Below are 17,938 nucleotides of genomic sequence, written 5' to 3'. Positions count from 1 at the left end.
TACCAGATGATATTTTTAAAAATCAGCGATTAAATGTTATTAAAAAAAGAAAAAGATGAAAGAATAATTAAATTCTTTCGGTTTAGAAGTACCTTTCCAGGATTCCTTCCAAAATTTTGTAGTGGCGACCTTCGTCTTTTGAGCTTTCACGGAAGAAATCAGCAGCGGTTTCAATGCCGGCTTCTTCAGCCTTGTCAGCTGCTTCTCTTTTCTCAGCGTTAGCCATTTTTTCTCCGCCCATCATCCATTCGATGTTTGCTTTGAGGTCGTCCTTGATGATTCCGTTCATTTCACAGAATCTTGCTGCGTGTTCAGCTTCTTCCCATGCTAATCTTTTGAAAACTTCAGCTAATTCTCCATAGCCTTCACGGGATGCTTGTCTGGACATTGCAAGGTAGATTCCTACTTCATTGGTTTCTCCTTCGAAGTTTCCTGCAACATAGTTTTCCACAGGGGTGTCTTTTGTAATTCCAATTTCATGTTCGTATTTAACCATATTATCACCATTTATAATTCTTTACATGCTTGTGCTAATTTTTTACCTAATTCGTAGCTTGCTTCATCTTCATCAGCGGTTGGTACAAAGTAGATTTCCTGAGTGTCTACAATATCGAATCCACAGTTTCCTAATTCTTCAGCGAGTTTAGCAGGAGCTCCTCCTCTTCCACCCATTGAACCGAATGTGACTGCTTTTCTTTCGATACCGGTTCTGTTGAACAGTAATCCTTTCAAGTAGTACATGATGTCCCCGATACTTGGGTATGGCACATCGTTGATTGTAGGATCACCGATAGCTACACCTTTACTGGTAAGGATGCTTTTAACGATTTCTGATCTTTCATCCTCATGGAGGAAGAAGATTTCAACATCGTATCCTTCGCTCATTGCACCTTCAGCGATTTCGTGAGCCATCTGTTGGGTTGAGTAGTGCATGGTGTCGTAAATGATTGTGATTTTGTCTTCACATACACCTGTTGCCCAGTTTTGGTAAGCTCCGATGATTTGCATTGGGTCGGTCCAGATTTGACCGTGGGATGGTGCAATCATTTTGATCTGATCGAGTAAACCTAATTCAACTACTTCGTTGAGTTTTTTGAGAACCAGTTTTGAGAGTGGTGTGATTAGGTTTGCGTAGAATTTCTGTGCAGCGTCCATCAATACGTATTCTGGGATTTCATCTGAGAATCTTTGTGTGAAGCATAAGTGTTGACCGAATGCATCGTTAGGGAATAGGATTCCGGTTTCATCGGCAAGTAATGTGAACATGCTGTCAGGCCAGTGGAGGAGGAATGCATCGAGGAATGCTAAGGTTCTTCCGCCAACGTCTAAGCTGTCGCCGGTTCCGACAGTGATGAATTCAGCGCCTTCTAATGATGGGTAGTGTTTTAACAATCCTTTAACTGCAATTTCGGTACAGTATATTGGTGCTTCTGGGAATCTTTTGTGTAAGTCCACTAAAACACCGGAGTGGTCTTTTTCAACGTGGTTTTGGATGATGTAGTCAACTTTGACTTCTTTTCCTTCTTGTGCGAATGCATCGTCGATACGTGCCATCATTTCTTTTGTTTTGCCTGGGTATGCATTGTCGATTAATGCTACTTTGTCTTCACCGAAAACGAGGTAAGCGTTGTAGGTGGTTCCGTCTAATGTGTAACCGTGGTAGGTTCTTAAGTCCCAATCGAGCACACCGATCCAGTATACTCCATCAGCTATTTTTTGTGCATTAGCTTTCATTATTTAAATCTCCATTATATCTTTTTAATCCATAATGTTAACTATGAATTTATATTATCTTTGCTTTTATTATTATATATAGTTTTGTTTTATACGAAATGTTCGTATTTTTTCTTTGAAAATATTTCTCCTAGATAATTATTATTTTCATATTTTTGAAAAACATAAGAAACATAAGAATCATAAATTTTTTTTATGTTTTTTATGTTTTTTAATGCGAATTTTTAAATACTCTGAAAAACATAAGAAACATAAGAATCATAAATTTTTTTTATGTTTTTTATGTTTTTTATGAACTATACTATTGGAGATTATAATCATGAAAAATAATCCTTTTAGAAAACGAACTGGAATCTTGCCATCCTATTTCACCGGCCGTGAAAACGAATTAAACGAACTTGAAAAAATATATAACTCAACTAAAATGGGAGTTCCGGGCCATTTAATATTATATGGGCCAAAAGGAATTGGAAAAACATCTTTGTTATTAAAATTTCAAGAGAAAATAACTAATCTTGATGATGTATATTCAGTTAGAATTCCATTAATAGAGGGAAATTTTGAAGATATTTATTCATTAATAATAGAAAAATGTTCTGACACATTAGATATTAATATTGGCCATTTTTGGGAGAAAATAAGTTCATTAGGTATTAATATACCATTTATTGGTGGAGTTTCAGTATCACGCGAAATTCCTAAAACCAGTCCTGCTGTGGCTTTTGAAAAAATTTTAAACGTGATATATGATGAGTTGGGCGCTGACAATCCTGTATTAATTCTATTGTTTGATGATCTTCAAAGGATTATGAGCAATGATGAAACAATGAAAATATTGAGCATATTGCAAAATGCACTTGTCGAATTAAATCTAAAAGGAAAAAACATAATGTTCGTAGCCACAGGATCAGAAGACATTTTCAATAAAATACAGGACAAACTTGACTCAGCAGTAAGGATTTTCGAGCCTTATTTGATTGGACCATTATCTTATGGTGAAGTATGTGATGCAATCAACATTCCCGCTGAAGAACAAAGTGTATTCTTTGAAGAGGATGTCTTAAAGGAAATATATGAGTTATCTAATGGAATTCCATATTATATGCAAATCCTTGCTTACAGTTGTTTTGAAGAAAATAATGATGATTATAAAGTAACAATGGTCGAATTTGAAAAAGCATCCGAGTATGCCTTAAACATTTTGGCTCAACGTGAATTTAAATCATTATTCAGCAAATCCACTACAGAAGAGCGAAAAATACTATGCTTAATGGCTGAAAGTGAGGAAACAATTTTATCATATTCCTATATCAAGGAAAACGCCAACTTGAATTCAGAACCTTCAGCATTGCTAAAAAATTTAGTTAACAAAAGCATGATAATCAAACCATCAAGAGGCAAATACAAATTAAAAAACAATCTTTTCAAATTATATCTGCAAAATCTGAGGATTAATCAAGAAACAGGTTTAATTAACTAGATGGTAAATTTTCCTATTTATATTTAATCTTTACATCAGAGTTTTAGTAGTTCAAATCGATAAGGTTGCGAACTATATCATACGTTTTGTACGAACAGTTTCGTGTTTAGCAGTTGGCTGTATCAATAACTATTATTTTAAATATGATGTTTTTTCATAAAGTCGCACTTCAAAAATATTTATTATTAATGAAGTTAATAGATTATAGTACAATTAAATAGGGAGGAATTATTTTGACTGAAGGTAATGAATTGGATTCTACTTGTGGCATTTCTGATGAAGAGCTTACTGAAAGATTTAAAGCAGCTATTAGAATTGATCAAGAAATATGTAGAATTAAAGGACTTCCTATTGCTGGTTATGATGATGAAACTAAATGCGCTTATTTAGAATATCCTGATGGAAGGAGAGTTTATGTCAAAGACTGAAAGACTTCCTGAAATCATTGTTTTTGCAGGTCCAAACGGTAGTGGAAAGACCACAATAACTCGTATGGCCAGAACTGTTGGTGTTTACATTAATGCCGATGATATTAAAAAATCAAGTTTGTGCAGTGATTTAGAAGCTGCAGTTAAAGCTGAAGAACTTAGAGAATCAATGTTGGATAATTTTGAAGATTTTACATTTGAAACTGTGCTTTCTACTGATAGAAATATTAATTTGCTTAAAAAAGCTAAAGAAAAAGGATTTTTTATAAGATGTATTTATGTTTTAACTTCTGATTTTAGAATTAATGTGGCAAGAGTGAGAATGAGGGAATCAATGGGCGGCCATCCTGTTCCTGAAGATAAAATCAAATCAAGATATTATAAGGCACTAAAATTAATTCCTGAATTGGTTGAAATTTGTGATATTGTTCATATTTATGATAATACTACTGTTCCATTCAGGATTTTCAAGAAAAGAAAAGATGTGTACTATCACTGGGAGAACAAATATTGGGATTATTCTGATATTGAAAAGCTCACAGGAATAAATGAATATGTTAATTGATTTTTGGATTATTTAAATTATCACAAATAAATTTTTTTTTGAGTTTTCAGTGGTTGAATTTGATAAGTATGACAACAATATCCTATGTTTTATACGAACATTCGTATTTTATTAAAAAACAAAAAAGTAGATGAATTAATTATTCATCCAATAATTCAGGATTTTTAGAATTCTTTTTACTGATGACTGATTTGCCGGTTACTTCTTCAAGTTCTTGCCTTGCATTTCCTGCAATGTTTCCTCCACGTTTTGCAACATCACGGCTGTCTTCAAAACCATCGGGATTTTCAACTTTGCTTATTTCGGTTGTTGATGCTTCTGCCAACATGTTAAAAATTAGTTCAAGATTTGTCATGTTGTCTCTTAAACTCTCTTTTCTAAGTCCTTTGTATTGTTTGTATTCTTTTGTTGACATTCCAGACCATGCTTTTGAGATATCATTTGTTAATATTGCATATTCGATTCCTTCGTTAACTCCGACCCTATTCCATTCGGCGGTTAGTTCCTTTCTGGTTTCAATACTTCTCATTCTTTGGGTTATCCATTCTTCGGTGTAGCCCTTTTCGCGATAGGTATTGATTGCCCTTTGCATGGCAATTTCAGGGTCTGCTATTTCTTCAAGTCTTTCTTTACCCATTTGGGCTAGCCATTGTTTGAATGGTTCTGCTTTTGGTGAAGGGACTGACTGAATGAGGCGTAATAATTCTTTGGTATTTGCCACATCAGTTTCGCGCATTTTACCATCTTTAGCAGGCATTTTCAACCTGTGACAATTTGTCACACTTTCATTAGATTCTTCAGATAATCTTTGTTTTAATTTTCTCCAATAAGCACTAGGGTTTTTACTTTCTGTAAGTACTGCAATAACGTCTATTATTGAATAATAGTAATCCTCGATTTCAGGATCCCATTTTGTTCTGATTTTATATTCATCAAATAATTTGATAGCATATTTTTCATCCATAACTACTCCTCCTTTCAATTAATTAAGGATAAATTACTTATTATTATATTAAATTGGTAAGTAAATATAGTTTTTGTTTGAAATAAAAGCAATTTTGCTAAGTTAAAACAATTTTAAGAAGTGGGAGCAATATTGCAATATCAGACAATACTTTCAAAAAAATTTGATCATGGCTATAACATTAATGATTTTGATATTAACTTTAGTCGGAGATTCTATTTTAACATTTCATATCATTGTTTTTAATCTGTCAGCAAATTTTTATAATCTTAAAAAATAAACCTTGTATTAGAGTTTTCAGTGCTTGAAATCTATAAGTATGACAACTTTATCATATGTTTTATTAGTTCAGATACTTATTACTAATCAAGCGCTCTCTCTAAAGATTTTAAATATCTAAAATATATGGCTGAAAGCATGATGTTTAGCTATTGAAAAATCTATCGATAAGTTGCAACCACTCAAAGGGCACAACTTTTAACATTATTGTGCAAGAATTCTCCGGATTCTACAAGCCGGAGAGGTTCAAATCATGGGTTTTACCAAATAATTTTGATCATGCACAGAAACTTAAGGCATTGATTTAATTTATTAAATGAAAAAATAAAAAAATCATGTCACAGTCACTTAAGTTTCTGTTCATGAATTTTGATGGATAATGTTTTTAATATATTCTGATAATTGTTAAATTAGTAATACTTTTTTATATTTTTATATGCTTTAAAATAGTAATAATTTTAAAAAAAGTATTACTTATATATTTTAATCTATTAAGTTCCATTTATTATTATTTCTTTCTTCAGAATATTTTTTCCTAATCTAATTTTTCACTATTTGATTTTTATAATAAAATTTGATTTAATTTCTTAATTTTGGATTTAAACGTTAATTATTAAAATTTATAATTTTTTAAATAGTAATAATTAGTTAAATAACTTAAAAATTAATTTAGTAAATTAAATTTACACAAGTCTGATTTTTTTTATAAAAAATTAAACTGTTTATAATGCTTATTTTTCAAATTAAACTACAAACATTAAAGATAATACTTTAAAAATATTTATATGGTTATTACTCCAAAGGAAGAGTAGATTATATAATTAGATGCCTAATTTTATAATTGTTATTAATTAAATGGGGAGTATTATGAAAATTTACATGCAGAAAATCGGATTGATTAGAGATGACATAAATCCCAAAAATACAAACTTGAATTTAGATGTTGATTGGTTTGTTGAATATACAAATACCGATCAAGACAATATAAATTTCACAATTGTTCTAAAATCATGTGGAAATTTTAATCTTAATTTTAAAGTTGAAGGGGTTATAAAATTAGATTTATTTGAGGAATTCATTCAGGATGAATGTTCTCAGGTAATCTTTTATCATGCATGTAATGTTCTAATGGATATGATTTCTGTAACACGTGAATCTATTCATGTTTTATCAAAGAAAAAATATTCAAATTTAAACAGTGAAAATGCCACTTCTAATACTCCCTATAACTAATTGTGGTGAAGTGTATGTTGGAGATTAAACACACATTATGTCCATTATGCAGTGTTGGATGCGGACTTAATGTTATTATAAACGATGGAGAAATTGTGGGAACTTTTCCATATAAAAGACATCCAGTTAATGCCGGAAAAAATTGTTTAAATGGAAGAAAATCAATTGAATGTTATCAAAACAAATTTGAAAAAGCAATTGTATCCAAAACGGAAGTAGATATTGAAAAAGCGATTGATGAAGTATCAATGGTATTGAACTCTGCTGATAATTCTGAAGTATCAATAATCTGTTCTGGAAATAACGACCTTGAAGAAATTGAAGCAATAAATGAATTCGGAAAATCTAAAAATTACAATATTGCTTTTTATGCAGATGATTTGAAAGATTTCAGTGATGTTGCTTCATATGATGAAGTTGCAAGCGCAGGCAAAGTTTTTGTAATTGGAAATTTATTGTATGAAAATCCTCTAATAGGAAGAAGAATAGTTCATGCAAAACAAAACGGGGCAAAAATTTATGCATGCGGTAAAACTGAAGAATCAGTCACATTCAACATTGCCGATGAAACATCAAATTCAACTGTTGGGGAATTTTTAGAGAATAATCACGGAAATATTGATGAAGAATCAGTTATAGTGTTCAATTATGTTGATTCACAAGATGATTTGGAAAAAATTGAAACATTAAACTGCAAATGTTTGCCCGTATTCAGCAAATCAAATTCTAAGGGAGCTTTCGCTATTGTTAAATCCAAATCTTCAGATGAACTTTTTGAATTGCTGGACAACACTAAAGTATTGCTTGTATTCAACGATGATATTGTTGATGAACTGGACTTTGATTTTGGAAAAATATCAAAAATTATCAGTTTTGCACCATGTTCCAATAAAACAACTGAAATTTCAGACATAGTTGTTCCGATTAAAACCTGGCTTGAAAAAGATGGATCATTTGTAAATGATATGGGTGAAACCCAAATGTTTACCGCTGCCGTTGAATCAGATGCTTTAAGTGAAATTGAAATAATTGAAAAGTTAAGAGGATAGTGATTTATATGAGTTATGTTTTAGCAAAATCCCAAAATGATGAAATTCACAGTGCCGGTGAATGTGGCGGTGCTGTAACAAGCATTCTAAAATATTTGCTGGATGAGGGAATAGTCGAGGGAGTTTTAGCATTAAGTCCTCAAAATGACGTATACGATGCAACCCCAACATTCATTACAAATTCTGATGATTTATTAAAAACTGCAGGATCATATCATTGTGCTCCTACAATGGTTGGCGATATTGTTCAAAAATACTTATTTGATAAGAAAATAGCAATCACAGTCAAACCATGTGATATGAGGGCTGTAGAAGAACTTATAACAAGACATAAAATCAATAAAGACAATATTTACATGATTGGTTTAAATTGCGGAGGAACAGTGTCTCCGATAAGCGGCAGAAAAATGATTGACTTGTTCTACGAAGCTAATCCTGATGATGTTGTAAGTGAAGAAATTGACAAAGGCAAATTCATAATTGAACTTGCAGACGGTTCCGAAGAAGCAGTAAAAATCCATGACCTTGAGGAAGAGGGATATGGTCGTCGAAGCAACTGTCAAAGATGTGATGTTAAAATTCCAAGAAAAGCCAATATCGCATGTGGAAACTGGGGAGCTGAAGATGGTTGGACATTCATTGAAATCAATGATGAAAAAGGTCAAGAAATAATGGACGGCGCTAAAAAAGCAGGGATTCTTGAAACAAAAAATCCTTCCCAGGGAGCTATTGACGGAAGGGAAAAAGTCGAAGGCATCATGATTAATATGGCTAAGAAGGTTCAGAATGCAATGTATCCTACAGTTAGTGAAATGGATGAATGGAATCGTTGCATTAACTGTTATGCATGTCGTGATGTTTGCCCAATATGTTGGTGTTTTGAAAACTGTGAATTAAACAAATCATACTTCAAAGATGAAGCTACTGTTCCACCAACTCCAATAGCGTTTCAAGGCGTGAGATTATCACACATGAGTTTCAGCTGTGTGGACTGTGGACAATGTGATGATGTATGTCCTATGGACATTCCTGTTTCATTGATTTTTGACAAATTGCAGAAAAAATACTATGATAGGACTGGTTATATAGCAGGAGTATCAGATGACATCAAGCCTCCATTATACAGTCCGGAAAAAACAGAATTATAGAGGTGGTTAGATGACAGATGATTTAAAAATAGTCGGATTATTGTGTAACTGGTGTTGTTATGGTGGTGCTGATACAGCAGGAACTGCACGTATGCAATACTCACCAAACATCAGAATCATTCGTGTAATGTGTTCTGGAAGAATTAATCCTTCAATGATTTTTAAGGCATTTCAGGAAGGTGCCGACGGAGTATTTGTAGGAGGTTGCCATATTGGAGATTGCCATTATGATGCTGGTAACTACAAATGGTCTAGAAGATCCAAAATTGTTGAAGACATTCTAGAGGAATTCGGAATTGAAAAAGAAAGATTCCGTCATGAATGGATTTCAGCATCAGAAGGTGAAAAATTCCAAAGAACTATGGAGGAGTTTCATAAAACATTAACTAAACTCGGGCCATTGGAATTATAATCATAGATTTTAACTTATAGCTGGCCATAGGGGAATAGTTGTTTTTCAAATAACTATTCTCTCCTAATTGTCTTTCTAAGATTTGTAATACGTTACTGATGTTAGAAAGATAGTTGGATAGATACTATTTGATTATTTTTCGAAGTAATTATTTCTATGTTGATTAAATCATCATTAGCCGATAACTATTAATTGACAGCATACGGTTTTTAGTTATCAATTTTCTCTATCAATATGGAATTAATTAACAAAAAACGAAATTTATATAAAACTTAAATATATAGGTTTCTTTCACTGTCTACAATAGCTATTGAAGTTATCTCCTCATACTTTAATAGCTATGTGTTATTTATTTTTTTAATTATTTTTTCATCGGTTTTGAAGCTTTACATTGATGTTTTGTTCGTTAAACAGTATTTTTTTAACTGTAAACTATAAGAATAACCAAAATTATTCATGTTTATTAAGTCCATATAATTGATTTTTCCATTAATTAAAATCAATAGTTTCCTTGTAAGATGTTATTTGATGAATGTGAATTGACGTTAACTGTTGGATGTTTTCATCTTAGTTGAATTTCAAATTGTTGATATAGCGGGTACGCGCTTGTTAATAGTATTGTTTCTAAAATCATTCTGCAGCAATGTCCTTTATCACTTCGCCTGCAATAATCAGTCCCGCAACGGAAGGCACAAAAGAGACGCTTCCCTTGACCTTGTATTTCAGGCCCTGATTTATCGGATGGTCATTGGTGTTTATTGCATGCTCTTGGGAATACACTACCTTCAATTTTTCAATATTTCTTTTTCTAAGGTCCTTCTTCATTATCTTGGCAAGCGGGCATACCGAGGTTTCATAAATGTCTGCAACTTCAAACATTGTAGGATCCAATTTGTTCCCGGTGCCCATTGAGGAGATTACCGGCACGTTTAGGGCGTCGCACTTGCATATGATTGCAATCTTGGCAAGTATTGTGTCCACGCAGTCGACTGCATATGATAGGTCCTCTGTAATGATGTCTATTTCACAATCGTCCATGTAGAATTCCCTATAGGTTTCGACATTCGCTTCCGGATTGATGTCAAGAATCCTTTCCTTCATCAAATCGACCTTGTACATGCCTATGGTTTTTTCTGTTGCAATCAGCTGCCTGTTGATGTTGCTTTCATCAATCTTGTCAAAGTCCACCAGGATGAAATTCCCCACTCCGCTTCGGGCAAGCCCCTCGCAGACATAGGAGCCCACGCCGCCGAGGCCGAATACAGCCACCTTGGCATCGGCCAGTTTTTCCATTCCTTCATTTCCAATCAACATTTCTGTCCTTGAAAACTTATCCTCCATATCATTTCACCAAAAAATTTAATTTAATTCAACTTGTTATATAATTATAGTTTGTTGAAACTTATATATTTTTGAATGAGGATTTTTCATGATGGTCGATACGCATTGCCATGTTTATGATAGTGAAATGAAGGACGCCCGGGAAATAATCGAGGAGGCTTTGCGAAGCAATATTCACATGATACTGAACGGCACCGACCCATCAAGCAACAGGGAAGTGCTGGAGCTGGCCGGTGAGTATGACAATGTCCATGCCGCACTGGGGTTCCTCTACACTTTCGCCGATGATGTGGATGAGGGGGATATTGACCTTTTGGACTTGCAACTTGAGGATGAAAATGTAATTGCAGTTGGCGAGATCGGCCTTGACTATTATCACGGCAAGGAAAATAGGGATGCCCAGATTCATCTCTTCAATCGGATGCTTGAATTGGCCGAGAAACATGATTTGCCGGTCATTGTGCATTCAAGAAAATCGATCCAGGACACTTATGACATGTTGAAGAGCCATGACGTTGTAGGGTCCCTTCATTGCTATCAGGGTTCCGTTGAGATGGCTAGGGAATTCATCAAGATGGGCTTCTATATTGGCGTCGGAGGGCCGGTCACTCATCAAAACAACAGGAAGGTGCGCAGAACCGTAAGTGAAGTCGGCCTTGACCGATTGCTTTTGGAAACCGATTCGCCCTATCTTGCTCCAGGGGAAGTGCGTGGTGAGCGCAACACGCCGCTGAACCTGAAACACATTACTGCAAAAATCGCCGATGAGCTGGGCATTGCCGAGGAGGGTGTCATTGAGATGACCTCGAAGAATGCCGGGGAATTGTTTGGGTTTGAGGTTTTTTGATGTTCGCCATGGTGGAATGTTTTAATTGCACGAACTATTTTATATGTATTTAAACGAACAGTTCGTATTTTTTGTTTATTTAATTTTTATAATTGTTCAATAATTATCATTTTTATTATATTTTTGATTAATTTTTAATTTTCAGATAACTTTATTAATCAATAAAATATAAATTAAACTATATATATTGGGGGATATTAGTAATGAGCGAAAAAAAACCGATACAGATTTTTTCCAACCTCAACGAGAACATTGGGGTCAACGTTGTAAAAAGTCCAGTAAAACTGACAATACTAGAAATGCTTAGAGATCGAGACATGGAATTTGATGAAATCGTCAACAACACCGGAAAATCAAAATCCACAGTTTCAGTTCATTTGAAAAGCCTGCGGGAAAACGGAATAATCTCCTATCGAGTCCATCCCGTCGACAACCGTAAAAAAATATTCTACCTCAACTCAAAATACATCGGCTCAGTAAACATATCCGAACCTAAGGAAATAGAGCAGACCCAATCCAACTACCTCATAGAAAACATAGTAGATGAGGACGCCGAATTCTCAACACTGCTATTCCACACCCTGAAGGCAATGCTCATACAGGAAGGAGTAAACATCGACCCGATCCTGCAATCCACAGGAAACAGCATCGGAAGGTCAATCTTCGACAAGATGTACGATGAGGACCTTGACGTGTTCATGGAAAACATAGCAGAATTCTGGCAGACAAAAGGGCTGGGAAGAATGACCTATAAAATCGGTCAAATCATAAAAATCACCACTTACGACTGCTTCGAATGCCAGCTCCTGCCAAGAACAGGAAAGCCTGCCTGCTTTCTGGACACAGGAATATTCGAAGGGTTATTCACAGAATTCTTCAACCTGCCGGTAAGCGTCATAGAAACCCAATGCTACACAATGGGTGATGAGAAGTGTGTGTTTGAGATAGAACCTCAACACATCAAGAACTACTAGTCATCATCGAACTTAATGATGGTGGTTGTCAGGTAAGGTTTTTCATTGGAAAAGCCTTCAATTATTTTTTCATTTTCACGAGTGCAATTCTGCACTGAATAGATTTCCTTAGGCCTGTTTTTAGCTTCAATAGTCGCTTCCAAATCGCTGGTGTTTCTTGAAGCCTTCATGAGAACTACAGAATCACTATACTCAAGAACATTCTCCAGCCTGTCATCAATCTTAGGAACGATGGTGAGGATGTCATTCTGCTCAACAAGAGCCTTGTTCCTTGCAGCCGCACATGCGGTGAATGATGTGATTCCAGGAATTGTCTCAATCTCATACCTGCCGAAGAGCTTCTTTTGAACATAAGAATAGGTGCTGAAGATTGAAGTGTCGCCAAGGGTGATGAAGGCAACATCCCTTCCGCTGTCCAGGTACTGGGCAATCATTTCAGCCGCATTGCTCCAAATCTTTTCAAGCTCATCCTTATCCTCAATCATAGGGAAGATTGGCTCAACGAGCATCAATCTCTTATAATCCTTTCTTTCCTCAAGCACAGGCCTCACTATTGATAATGCTATGCTCTCTTTTTCCTTAGATGATTTCGGTGAAAACACGACAGGCACTGATTTCAAAACCCTTGCCGCTTTAAGGGTCAATAATTCAGTGTCGCCGGGACCAACACCGATTCCGATTAGTTTTCCTTTTTTAACCATTATAATCACTTAAATAATTTAAATTCAATATTGCAAAATACTTGTCTACTACTTATTTATAGTACTACTTGACTAATATATTTTTAATGTCTAATTCTATGTTTTGCCCAAATTGCGGCATGCTTAAAAGTAACTGTACCTGTGGAAAATACTCTAAAAATAAACCGAAAGGCCCAACCAACCTGTTTAGCTTTGCTAAGCCAAGAAAATCATCAGTCATTGATGATGAGATACCTGACGTTTATTCAATTGACAATTTCCAGCAGGATGAGGGAACCGCAGCATACCTTAAGGAGATTTACCCTCACATCGACGATGAGATAATAGTGAACTTCCCGTTCAAGGAACCGAGAAGCGGCCAGCTTGAAATCATACAGGATATAAACGATGCGATAAGGAAAGGATACAAGTACATAGTTCTTGAAGCCGGAACCGGTACAGGCAAATCAGCCATAGCAACCACCCTGGCCAAGATGTACGAGTCAGCATATATCCTGACAATGACCAAGCAACTGCAGGCCCAATACTCCGATGAGTTCAGCTTCCCGCTCGTCAAGGGAAGGGGCAATTTCGCATGCCTCCATGACAACCTCGAGTCAACCTGTGACATGGGAGCGTGCAAGACAACACCGACATCACAGAAATTCTTCTGCCCATACGGCGTGGCCAAAAACCCTACACTGGATGCGGAACTTGCATTTGAGGACTCATTCGGAGGAACAGTCTTCTACCAGTCCGATGCCCATTGCCACTACTGGAACCAGAAGGCCAACGCTGTGAACTCCCCGATAACACTCATGAACTATGATTACGCCATCGTGGAGCTCAATTACGTCAAGCACTTCGGCAAAAGATCCCTGCTGATACTGGACGAGGCCCATAACATTGAAAACAAGCTGATGTCCACAATGGAAGTCACAATCTACAATCGCGTAATCGAAAAGGACATCAACAAGACAATGACCAAGGACCTTCTCGAAGAGGGTGAGCTTGAAGACTGGATAATGGAAGTCGATGCTCTCAGAAGCGCATATGAGGAAATCGACCTTAAAGAGGTTAAAAAGAACAAGGCCGACAGGATAAGATCCACAATTGGAAGACTGAAATCATTAAGGAACAATCTTGAAAAGGAACCTAAGAACTGGGTCATAGACACCGACGAGACAAGCGTATCATTCAAGCCGCTGAGAGTGCACCACTACGCAAAGGACAATCTCCTAAAATACGGGGATGTCGTGATTTTCATGAGCGCAACAATACTCTCCCATAAGATGTTCGCCAAATGGCTCGGACTCAACCCGAACGAAGTCTACCATATAAAAGTCGACAGCCCATTCACAAAGGAGAAAAGGCCGATTATACTCAACCTTGCAGGGAAGATGTCCGCCAACAGGATAAAGAGAACCGCACCAAAGACAATCCCGATACTTCAGGAAATCCTTAAGAAGCACGAGGGGGACAAGGGGCTCATACACACCCACAGCTACAAGTGCCAACAATACATCACAAGAAACCTTAACAATTCAAGGCTCGTGTCACATTCATCCCAGAACCGTGAACAGGTATTGAACTTCTTTGAAAAGGATGAAAACCCGCTGGTGCTGGTTTCACCGTCAATGAGCGAGGGTGTTGACCTGCCATACGACAAGTGCCGCTTCCAGATAATATACAAGATACCATTCCCATACCTCGGCGACAAGCAGGTCAACATGAGAATGAAAAGGGACAAGAAATGGTATGCCTACAAGACAGTGATGACACTGATGCAGGCCTACGGGCGCGGAATGCGTGCGGAAGACGATTCCTGCTACACCTACATCATAGACAGCGACATCAACATGCTGTTTAAAAGCCCAATGTACCGTTCACTGATACCTGACTTTTTCAAGGAAGCGGTTGTAAGATTAAAATAAGCGGACCTGGAGGGATTTGAACCCCCGACCTCAGGATCCGAAGTCCTACGTCATTCCTGACTAGACCACAGGCCCGTAAAAATAAATTAAAATATAATATTATTATTTTTCTTCTTTTGAGTCAATTGAAATTATAGGCAAGTCATCAATATCCTCTACCTCAGCAAAAATATCGTCAATGGATTCGGTGTCAAGCTTGACTTGCTCATATTCCATATCCTCAATCTCCTCGCTGGTCAGGCCCTTCTTCTCATCAGGCTTTTCCTTAGCGGGTGGAATATCTTCCAAATCCTCTTTGACTTTAGGTTTACTTATAGAATCAGCAGGTTTTTTAAGAGTAGTCTTCAGGTCATCCCTATTGAATTCCCCAATCTTGAAGGATTCCTTATCCAATGGGATTTTGCTTTTCGGTATAACTTTCGGAGATGGTTTTTCCTTAGGTGTTTCAGTTTTATCATCATCGTCTTTATCCTTCTCAATAGAATCTATGCTATATGTCATCCTGCTCAACGGATTGCTGATGTTGAATAATCTGTAGATTCCATAGCCTAATAACAATAATCCTAAAATAAGGAATATGATAAATATGAAACTGGTTTCTCCAGCTACCACATTGTCAATCACTCTATCGCTGCGTGATTGGAAAATAAAAGAGGATATAATTAAAAGTATCACTCCTAAAACAGTACTGACAATCGCTAGAATAGGTTTTCCACCGATTCTTGCATTAATGACATTGTCAAAATTCTCACTTATGTCACCGACAAGGTCGTCGCCGAACTCGTCGACTTCTTGGATTTCATCTGATTCATCAATATCCTCAGTTTTTGGGGCTTTAATGATGAAATCCTCATCAATCTGGTTTTCTTCTAAATTAACGGCATTAGAGTCTTCATCCCCCGGATGGTAGATGAATTCATCATTGATTTCCAATTTGTCAAAGTCAACTGCATCCTCGTTGAGGTACTCGATTAGCTCGCTGTCCTCCTCAAGGTCGTCAAGGGGTTGAGGCTCATCCTCATCCTTGACATGATTGATCATGCTTTTCAAATTGGAGATTCTATGCTCCTTTTCTTTAGAATCCTTCATGAAAAAACCTCTTAATCGTATGCTCTCCATGTATGCTTACATTTAGTGCATGTGAAAATACGTGTAGGTGCCTCATCGGCACTACGGGTTTGTAATAATTTATAAGTAGCTTTATCGTGTCCGCATTCAGGACAGGTTTCATTGGTTTCCGGACCAACGTTAACATCTTCTCCGAGCATTTTAACATTTTCTTCAGCCTTTATTTCACGTGAAACTTCATATGAGTCATTATCCTTTAACTCATCAGTGTATCCGCATGTTCTGCATGTCAAAACACCGTCAACCGGAAACATCATCGCGTTACATTTCGGACAAAAATCCATTTAACTCTCTCCCACTCAATTTAATAAACTTTAATATTAAAATATCTTTTTTTCAAGTTATTTAAATATTATACATTTAAAAGCTATTTTTTGGCTTTATTGTAACAATCTCTTATTATTTGCCCATGGTCAAAAGCGATATTGATATCGTCCAAGTCATTGATATTGAAAATGCTGATGTCCTTTGCATCACTATCGGCATTCCTGCTGTCAAAATCGCCTTTGGCAGTGTAAGCTACAGTTACGGTGTGTCCTCTAGGGTCCCTGTCTGGATTTGAGTAAACGTTAACCAGATCAACGAGCTCAACGTCAATGCTGGTTTCCTCCTTTGCTTCCCGCACTGCTGCGGTTTCCACACTTTCACCGTATTCGACAAATCCTCCAGGCAATGCCCAACAGTCCCTGAACGGGTCATTCAATCTCTTAATCAGAATGAAATTCAGGTCATCGTCAAAAATAAAAATGTCGGCTGTCAGTGAAGGAATCTTATAATCTGCCATTTAATCACTATTAAAAAATAAAAAATCGGAAGCTTATAAAGCTTCGTCGATAAGTTTTTTGAATTCAGAACTTTCCTTCTGCAATTCTTCAGCTGCCTTTTTCAACACTTTCCTTGGTCTTTTTCCCCTTTTGGTCTTGATAGTCATTTCAGGCTTGCCGGTTAGGGGGTGATCGATATTGTAGACAGCGTATTCAACGTCAGGGTCCTGCATCAGAATGTGCCTTAAGGCATTGCAGACACCGTGACTTTCATCATGTACAATAAATGTGAGTTCTAGGGTTTTATCTTCAACTATTTCAAAATTTTCCATTATATCAACCTTAATTAATCATTAACATAGTTTTTAGAGACTTTGCGTCTTTCCTTTTTATTGCAAGTATTGCATTGAAGCTCATCTTTCTTTTGTGTAGTGTGCATGAAATCCCTGCAGCGTGTGCACATTGCCTTTAGGACTCCACAATCATCATCAACGGTTCCTAAATCAACATTGTCTCCGGTTATCTTAACAACTTTCGCCTGAACAATGTCTCCTATTCTAAAGGCATCGGACAATTTTTCCAAATAATCCTTTTTGGCTTGTGAAATGTGTATTGCACCCATGTAAGGTAGGGCCAATGGCCTTCCATTATCCTTCATGCAGTCAATCTTGACGTTGGCCCTTTGAGGCTTGATGTCGGTTATCTGACCATAAACGATATCGCCCACTTTCAAAAGGGCAGGTTTAGCATCTGACACAACAGAAATAACCTTCATTTTTTGATTAATTTTAACATTTCCGAGTACTGCTGACTTAATGTCGCCATTGTCGTCATAAGTACCCTCGCCTGGGAGGTATTGCTCTATGATTCCGATTTTGTCTCCAGGCATTACGATTTTATCCTCTTTTACACTCATATTAAAATCCACCAAACATAAAGATATACTAAATTTTCTTTAATATTATAATTTTGATTTCA

The 17,938-nt window shown here is 36.3% G+C and carries 20 protein-coding genes and 1 tRNA gene; 10 read left to right on the top strand and 11 right to left on the bottom strand.

The features are described from left to right. Positions 1 to 82: 82 nt before the first annotated feature. The gene (locus QZU77_RS01255) at positions 83 to 496 is read right to left on the bottom strand and encodes a ferritin family protein (protein ID WP_295598822.1); all 414 of its coding nucleotides are present in this window, start codon (positions 494 to 496) and stop codon (positions 83 to 85) included. 11 nt (positions 497 to 507) lie between these two features. Beyond that, positions 508 to 1,734 (bottom strand): FprA family A-type flavoprotein, encoded by a 1,227-nt coding sequence (locus QZU77_RS01250; protein WP_295598819.1) that lies wholly within the window; start codon positions 1,732 to 1,734, stop codon positions 508 to 510. A gap of 319 nt (positions 1,735 to 2,053) precedes the next feature. Here QZU77_RS01250 and QZU77_RS01245 point away from each other — a divergent pair, with 319 nt between their 5' ends. From QZU77_RS01245 to QZU77_RS01235, 3 genes are all read left to right on the top strand, one after another. Next, a complete protein-coding gene (locus QZU77_RS01245) occupies positions 2,054 to 3,214 on the top strand; it encodes an ATP-binding protein (protein WP_295598816.1) in 1,161 nt (386 codons plus the stop codon). A 233-nt stretch (positions 3,215 to 3,447) separates the two neighbouring features. Further along, the gene (locus QZU77_RS01240; RefSeq protein ID WP_295598813.1) at positions 3,448 to 3,642 is read left to right on the top strand and encodes a hypothetical protein; all 195 of its coding nucleotides are present in this window, start codon (positions 3,448 to 3,450) and stop codon (positions 3,640 to 3,642) included. Continuing rightward, positions 3,629 to 4,207, top strand: coding sequence for a zeta toxin family protein (locus QZU77_RS01235; protein ID WP_295598810.1), 579 nt, complete (start codon positions 3,629 to 3,631; stop codon positions 4,205 to 4,207). The genes QZU77_RS01240 and QZU77_RS01235 overlap by 14 nt, the downstream gene beginning before the upstream one ends. A 139-nt stretch (positions 4,208 to 4,346) precedes the next feature. Here the strand turns inward: QZU77_RS01235 and QZU77_RS01230 are convergent, their stop codons facing one another. Beyond that, complete coding sequence (locus tag QZU77_RS01230; protein WP_295598807.1) at positions 4,347 to 5,171, bottom strand: BRO family protein; 825 nt, start codon at positions 5,169 to 5,171, stop codon at positions 4,347 to 4,349. A gap of 1,146 nt (positions 5,172 to 6,317) precedes the next feature. On the opposite strand from QZU77_RS01230, the gene QZU77_RS01225 reads away from it, so the two are divergent. The 4 genes from QZU77_RS01225 to QZU77_RS01210 are packed head-to-tail and all read left to right on the top strand — an operon-like array spanning position 6,318 to position 9,292. After that, on the top strand, positions 6,318 to 6,683 hold the full coding sequence (locus tag QZU77_RS01225; RefSeq protein ID WP_295598804.1) for a pilus assembly protein: 366 nt from the start codon (positions 6,318 to 6,320) through the stop codon (positions 6,681 to 6,683). 14 nt (positions 6,684 to 6,697) lie between these two features. Then, complete coding sequence (locus QZU77_RS01220; protein WP_295598801.1) at positions 6,698 to 7,732, top strand: molybdopterin-dependent oxidoreductase; 1,035 nt, start codon at positions 6,698 to 6,700, stop codon at positions 7,730 to 7,732. 2 nt (positions 7,733 to 7,734) lie between these two features. Next, positions 7,735 to 8,880 carry a Coenzyme F420 hydrogenase/dehydrogenase, beta subunit C-terminal domain gene (locus tag QZU77_RS01215; protein WP_295598937.1) on the top strand — a complete coding sequence of 382 codons (1,146 nt, stop codon included), beginning with the start codon at positions 7,735 to 7,737 and terminating at the stop codon, positions 8,878 to 8,880. Between the two features lie 10 nt (positions 8,881 to 8,890). Continuing rightward, positions 8,891 to 9,292, top strand: coding sequence for a hydrogenase iron-sulfur subunit (locus QZU77_RS01210; protein WP_295598798.1), 402 nt, complete (start codon positions 8,891 to 8,893; stop codon positions 9,290 to 9,292). A gap of 630 nt (positions 9,293 to 9,922) precedes the next feature. Here QZU77_RS01210 and QZU77_RS01205 read toward each other — a convergent pair. Then, positions 9,923 to 10,633, bottom strand: a complete 711-nt coding sequence (locus tag QZU77_RS01205) for a tRNA threonylcarbamoyladenosine dehydratase (RefSeq protein ID WP_295598795.1) — start codon at positions 10,631 to 10,633, stop codon at positions 9,923 to 9,925. An 88-nt stretch (positions 10,634 to 10,721) separates the two neighbouring features. Between QZU77_RS01205 and QZU77_RS01200 the strand changes: the two genes are divergently transcribed. Both QZU77_RS01200 and QZU77_RS01195 read left to right on the top strand, forming a co-directional pair. Then, positions 10,722 to 11,480 (top strand): TatD family hydrolase, encoded by a 759-nt coding sequence (locus QZU77_RS01200; protein WP_295598791.1) that lies wholly within the window; start codon positions 10,722 to 10,724, stop codon positions 11,478 to 11,480. A gap of 203 nt (positions 11,481 to 11,683) precedes the next feature. Beyond that, positions 11,684 to 12,454, top strand: a complete 771-nt coding sequence (locus QZU77_RS01195; protein WP_295598788.1) for a V4R domain-containing protein — start codon at positions 11,684 to 11,686, stop codon at positions 12,452 to 12,454. On the opposite strand, the gene cobI is transcribed toward QZU77_RS01195, so the two are convergent. Further along, on the bottom strand, positions 12,451 to 13,155 hold the full coding sequence (gene cobI / locus QZU77_RS01190) for a precorrin-2 C(20)-methyltransferase (RefSeq protein WP_295598785.1): 705 nt from the start codon (positions 13,153 to 13,155) through the stop codon (positions 12,451 to 12,453). The two genes, QZU77_RS01195 and cobI, sit on opposite strands and share 4 nt — an antisense overlap. Positions 13,156 to 13,241: 86 nt before the next feature. Here cobI and QZU77_RS01185 point away from each other — a divergent pair, with 86 nt between their 5' ends. Beyond that, on the top strand, positions 13,242 to 15,068 hold the full coding sequence (locus tag QZU77_RS01185; protein ID WP_295598782.1) for a helicase C-terminal domain-containing protein: 1,827 nt from the start codon (positions 13,242 to 13,244) through the stop codon (positions 15,066 to 15,068). 1 nt (position 15,069) lies between these two features. On the opposite strand, the gene QZU77_RS01180 is transcribed toward QZU77_RS01185, so the two are convergent. From QZU77_RS01180 to QZU77_RS01155, 6 genes are all read right to left on the bottom strand, one after another. Beyond that, positions 15,070 to 15,143 (bottom strand) — tRNA-Arg (locus QZU77_RS01180). A gap of 27 nt (positions 15,144 to 15,170) precedes the next feature. Continuing rightward, a complete protein-coding gene (locus tag QZU77_RS01175) occupies positions 15,171 to 16,157 on the bottom strand; it encodes a topoisomerase IV (RefSeq protein ID WP_295598779.1) in 987 nt (328 codons plus the stop codon). Between the two features lie 11 nt (positions 16,158 to 16,168). Then, complete coding sequence (locus QZU77_RS01170; RefSeq protein WP_295598776.1) at positions 16,169 to 16,480, bottom strand: transcription factor S; 312 nt, start codon at positions 16,478 to 16,480, stop codon at positions 16,169 to 16,171. Between the two features lie 83 nt (positions 16,481 to 16,563). After that, positions 16,564 to 16,980, bottom strand: a complete 417-nt coding sequence (locus QZU77_RS01165; RefSeq protein WP_295598773.1) for an NUDIX hydrolase — start codon at positions 16,978 to 16,980, stop codon at positions 16,564 to 16,566. Positions 16,981 to 17,013: 33 nt separating this feature from the next. Continuing rightward, a complete protein-coding gene (locus QZU77_RS01160) occupies positions 17,014 to 17,292 on the bottom strand; it encodes a DNA-directed RNA polymerase subunit L (RefSeq protein WP_295598769.1) in 279 nt (92 codons plus the stop codon). 14 nt (positions 17,293 to 17,306) lie between these two features. Beyond that, the gene (locus QZU77_RS01155; protein ID WP_295598766.1) at positions 17,307 to 17,876 is read right to left on the bottom strand and encodes an exosome complex RNA-binding protein Csl4; all 570 of its coding nucleotides are present in this window, start codon (positions 17,874 to 17,876) and stop codon (positions 17,307 to 17,309) included. Between the last annotated feature and the right edge of the window lie 62 nt (positions 17,877 to 17,938).

This window comes from uncultured Methanobrevibacter sp. (assembly GCF_902774605.1).
In the GTDB taxonomy this organism is placed as follows: domain Archaea; phylum Methanobacteriota; class Methanobacteria; order Methanobacteriales; family Methanobacteriaceae; genus Methanocatella.
Note: the sequence above shows the minus strand (reverse complement) of the source record. Positions and strands in the feature narration are given on the sequence as shown.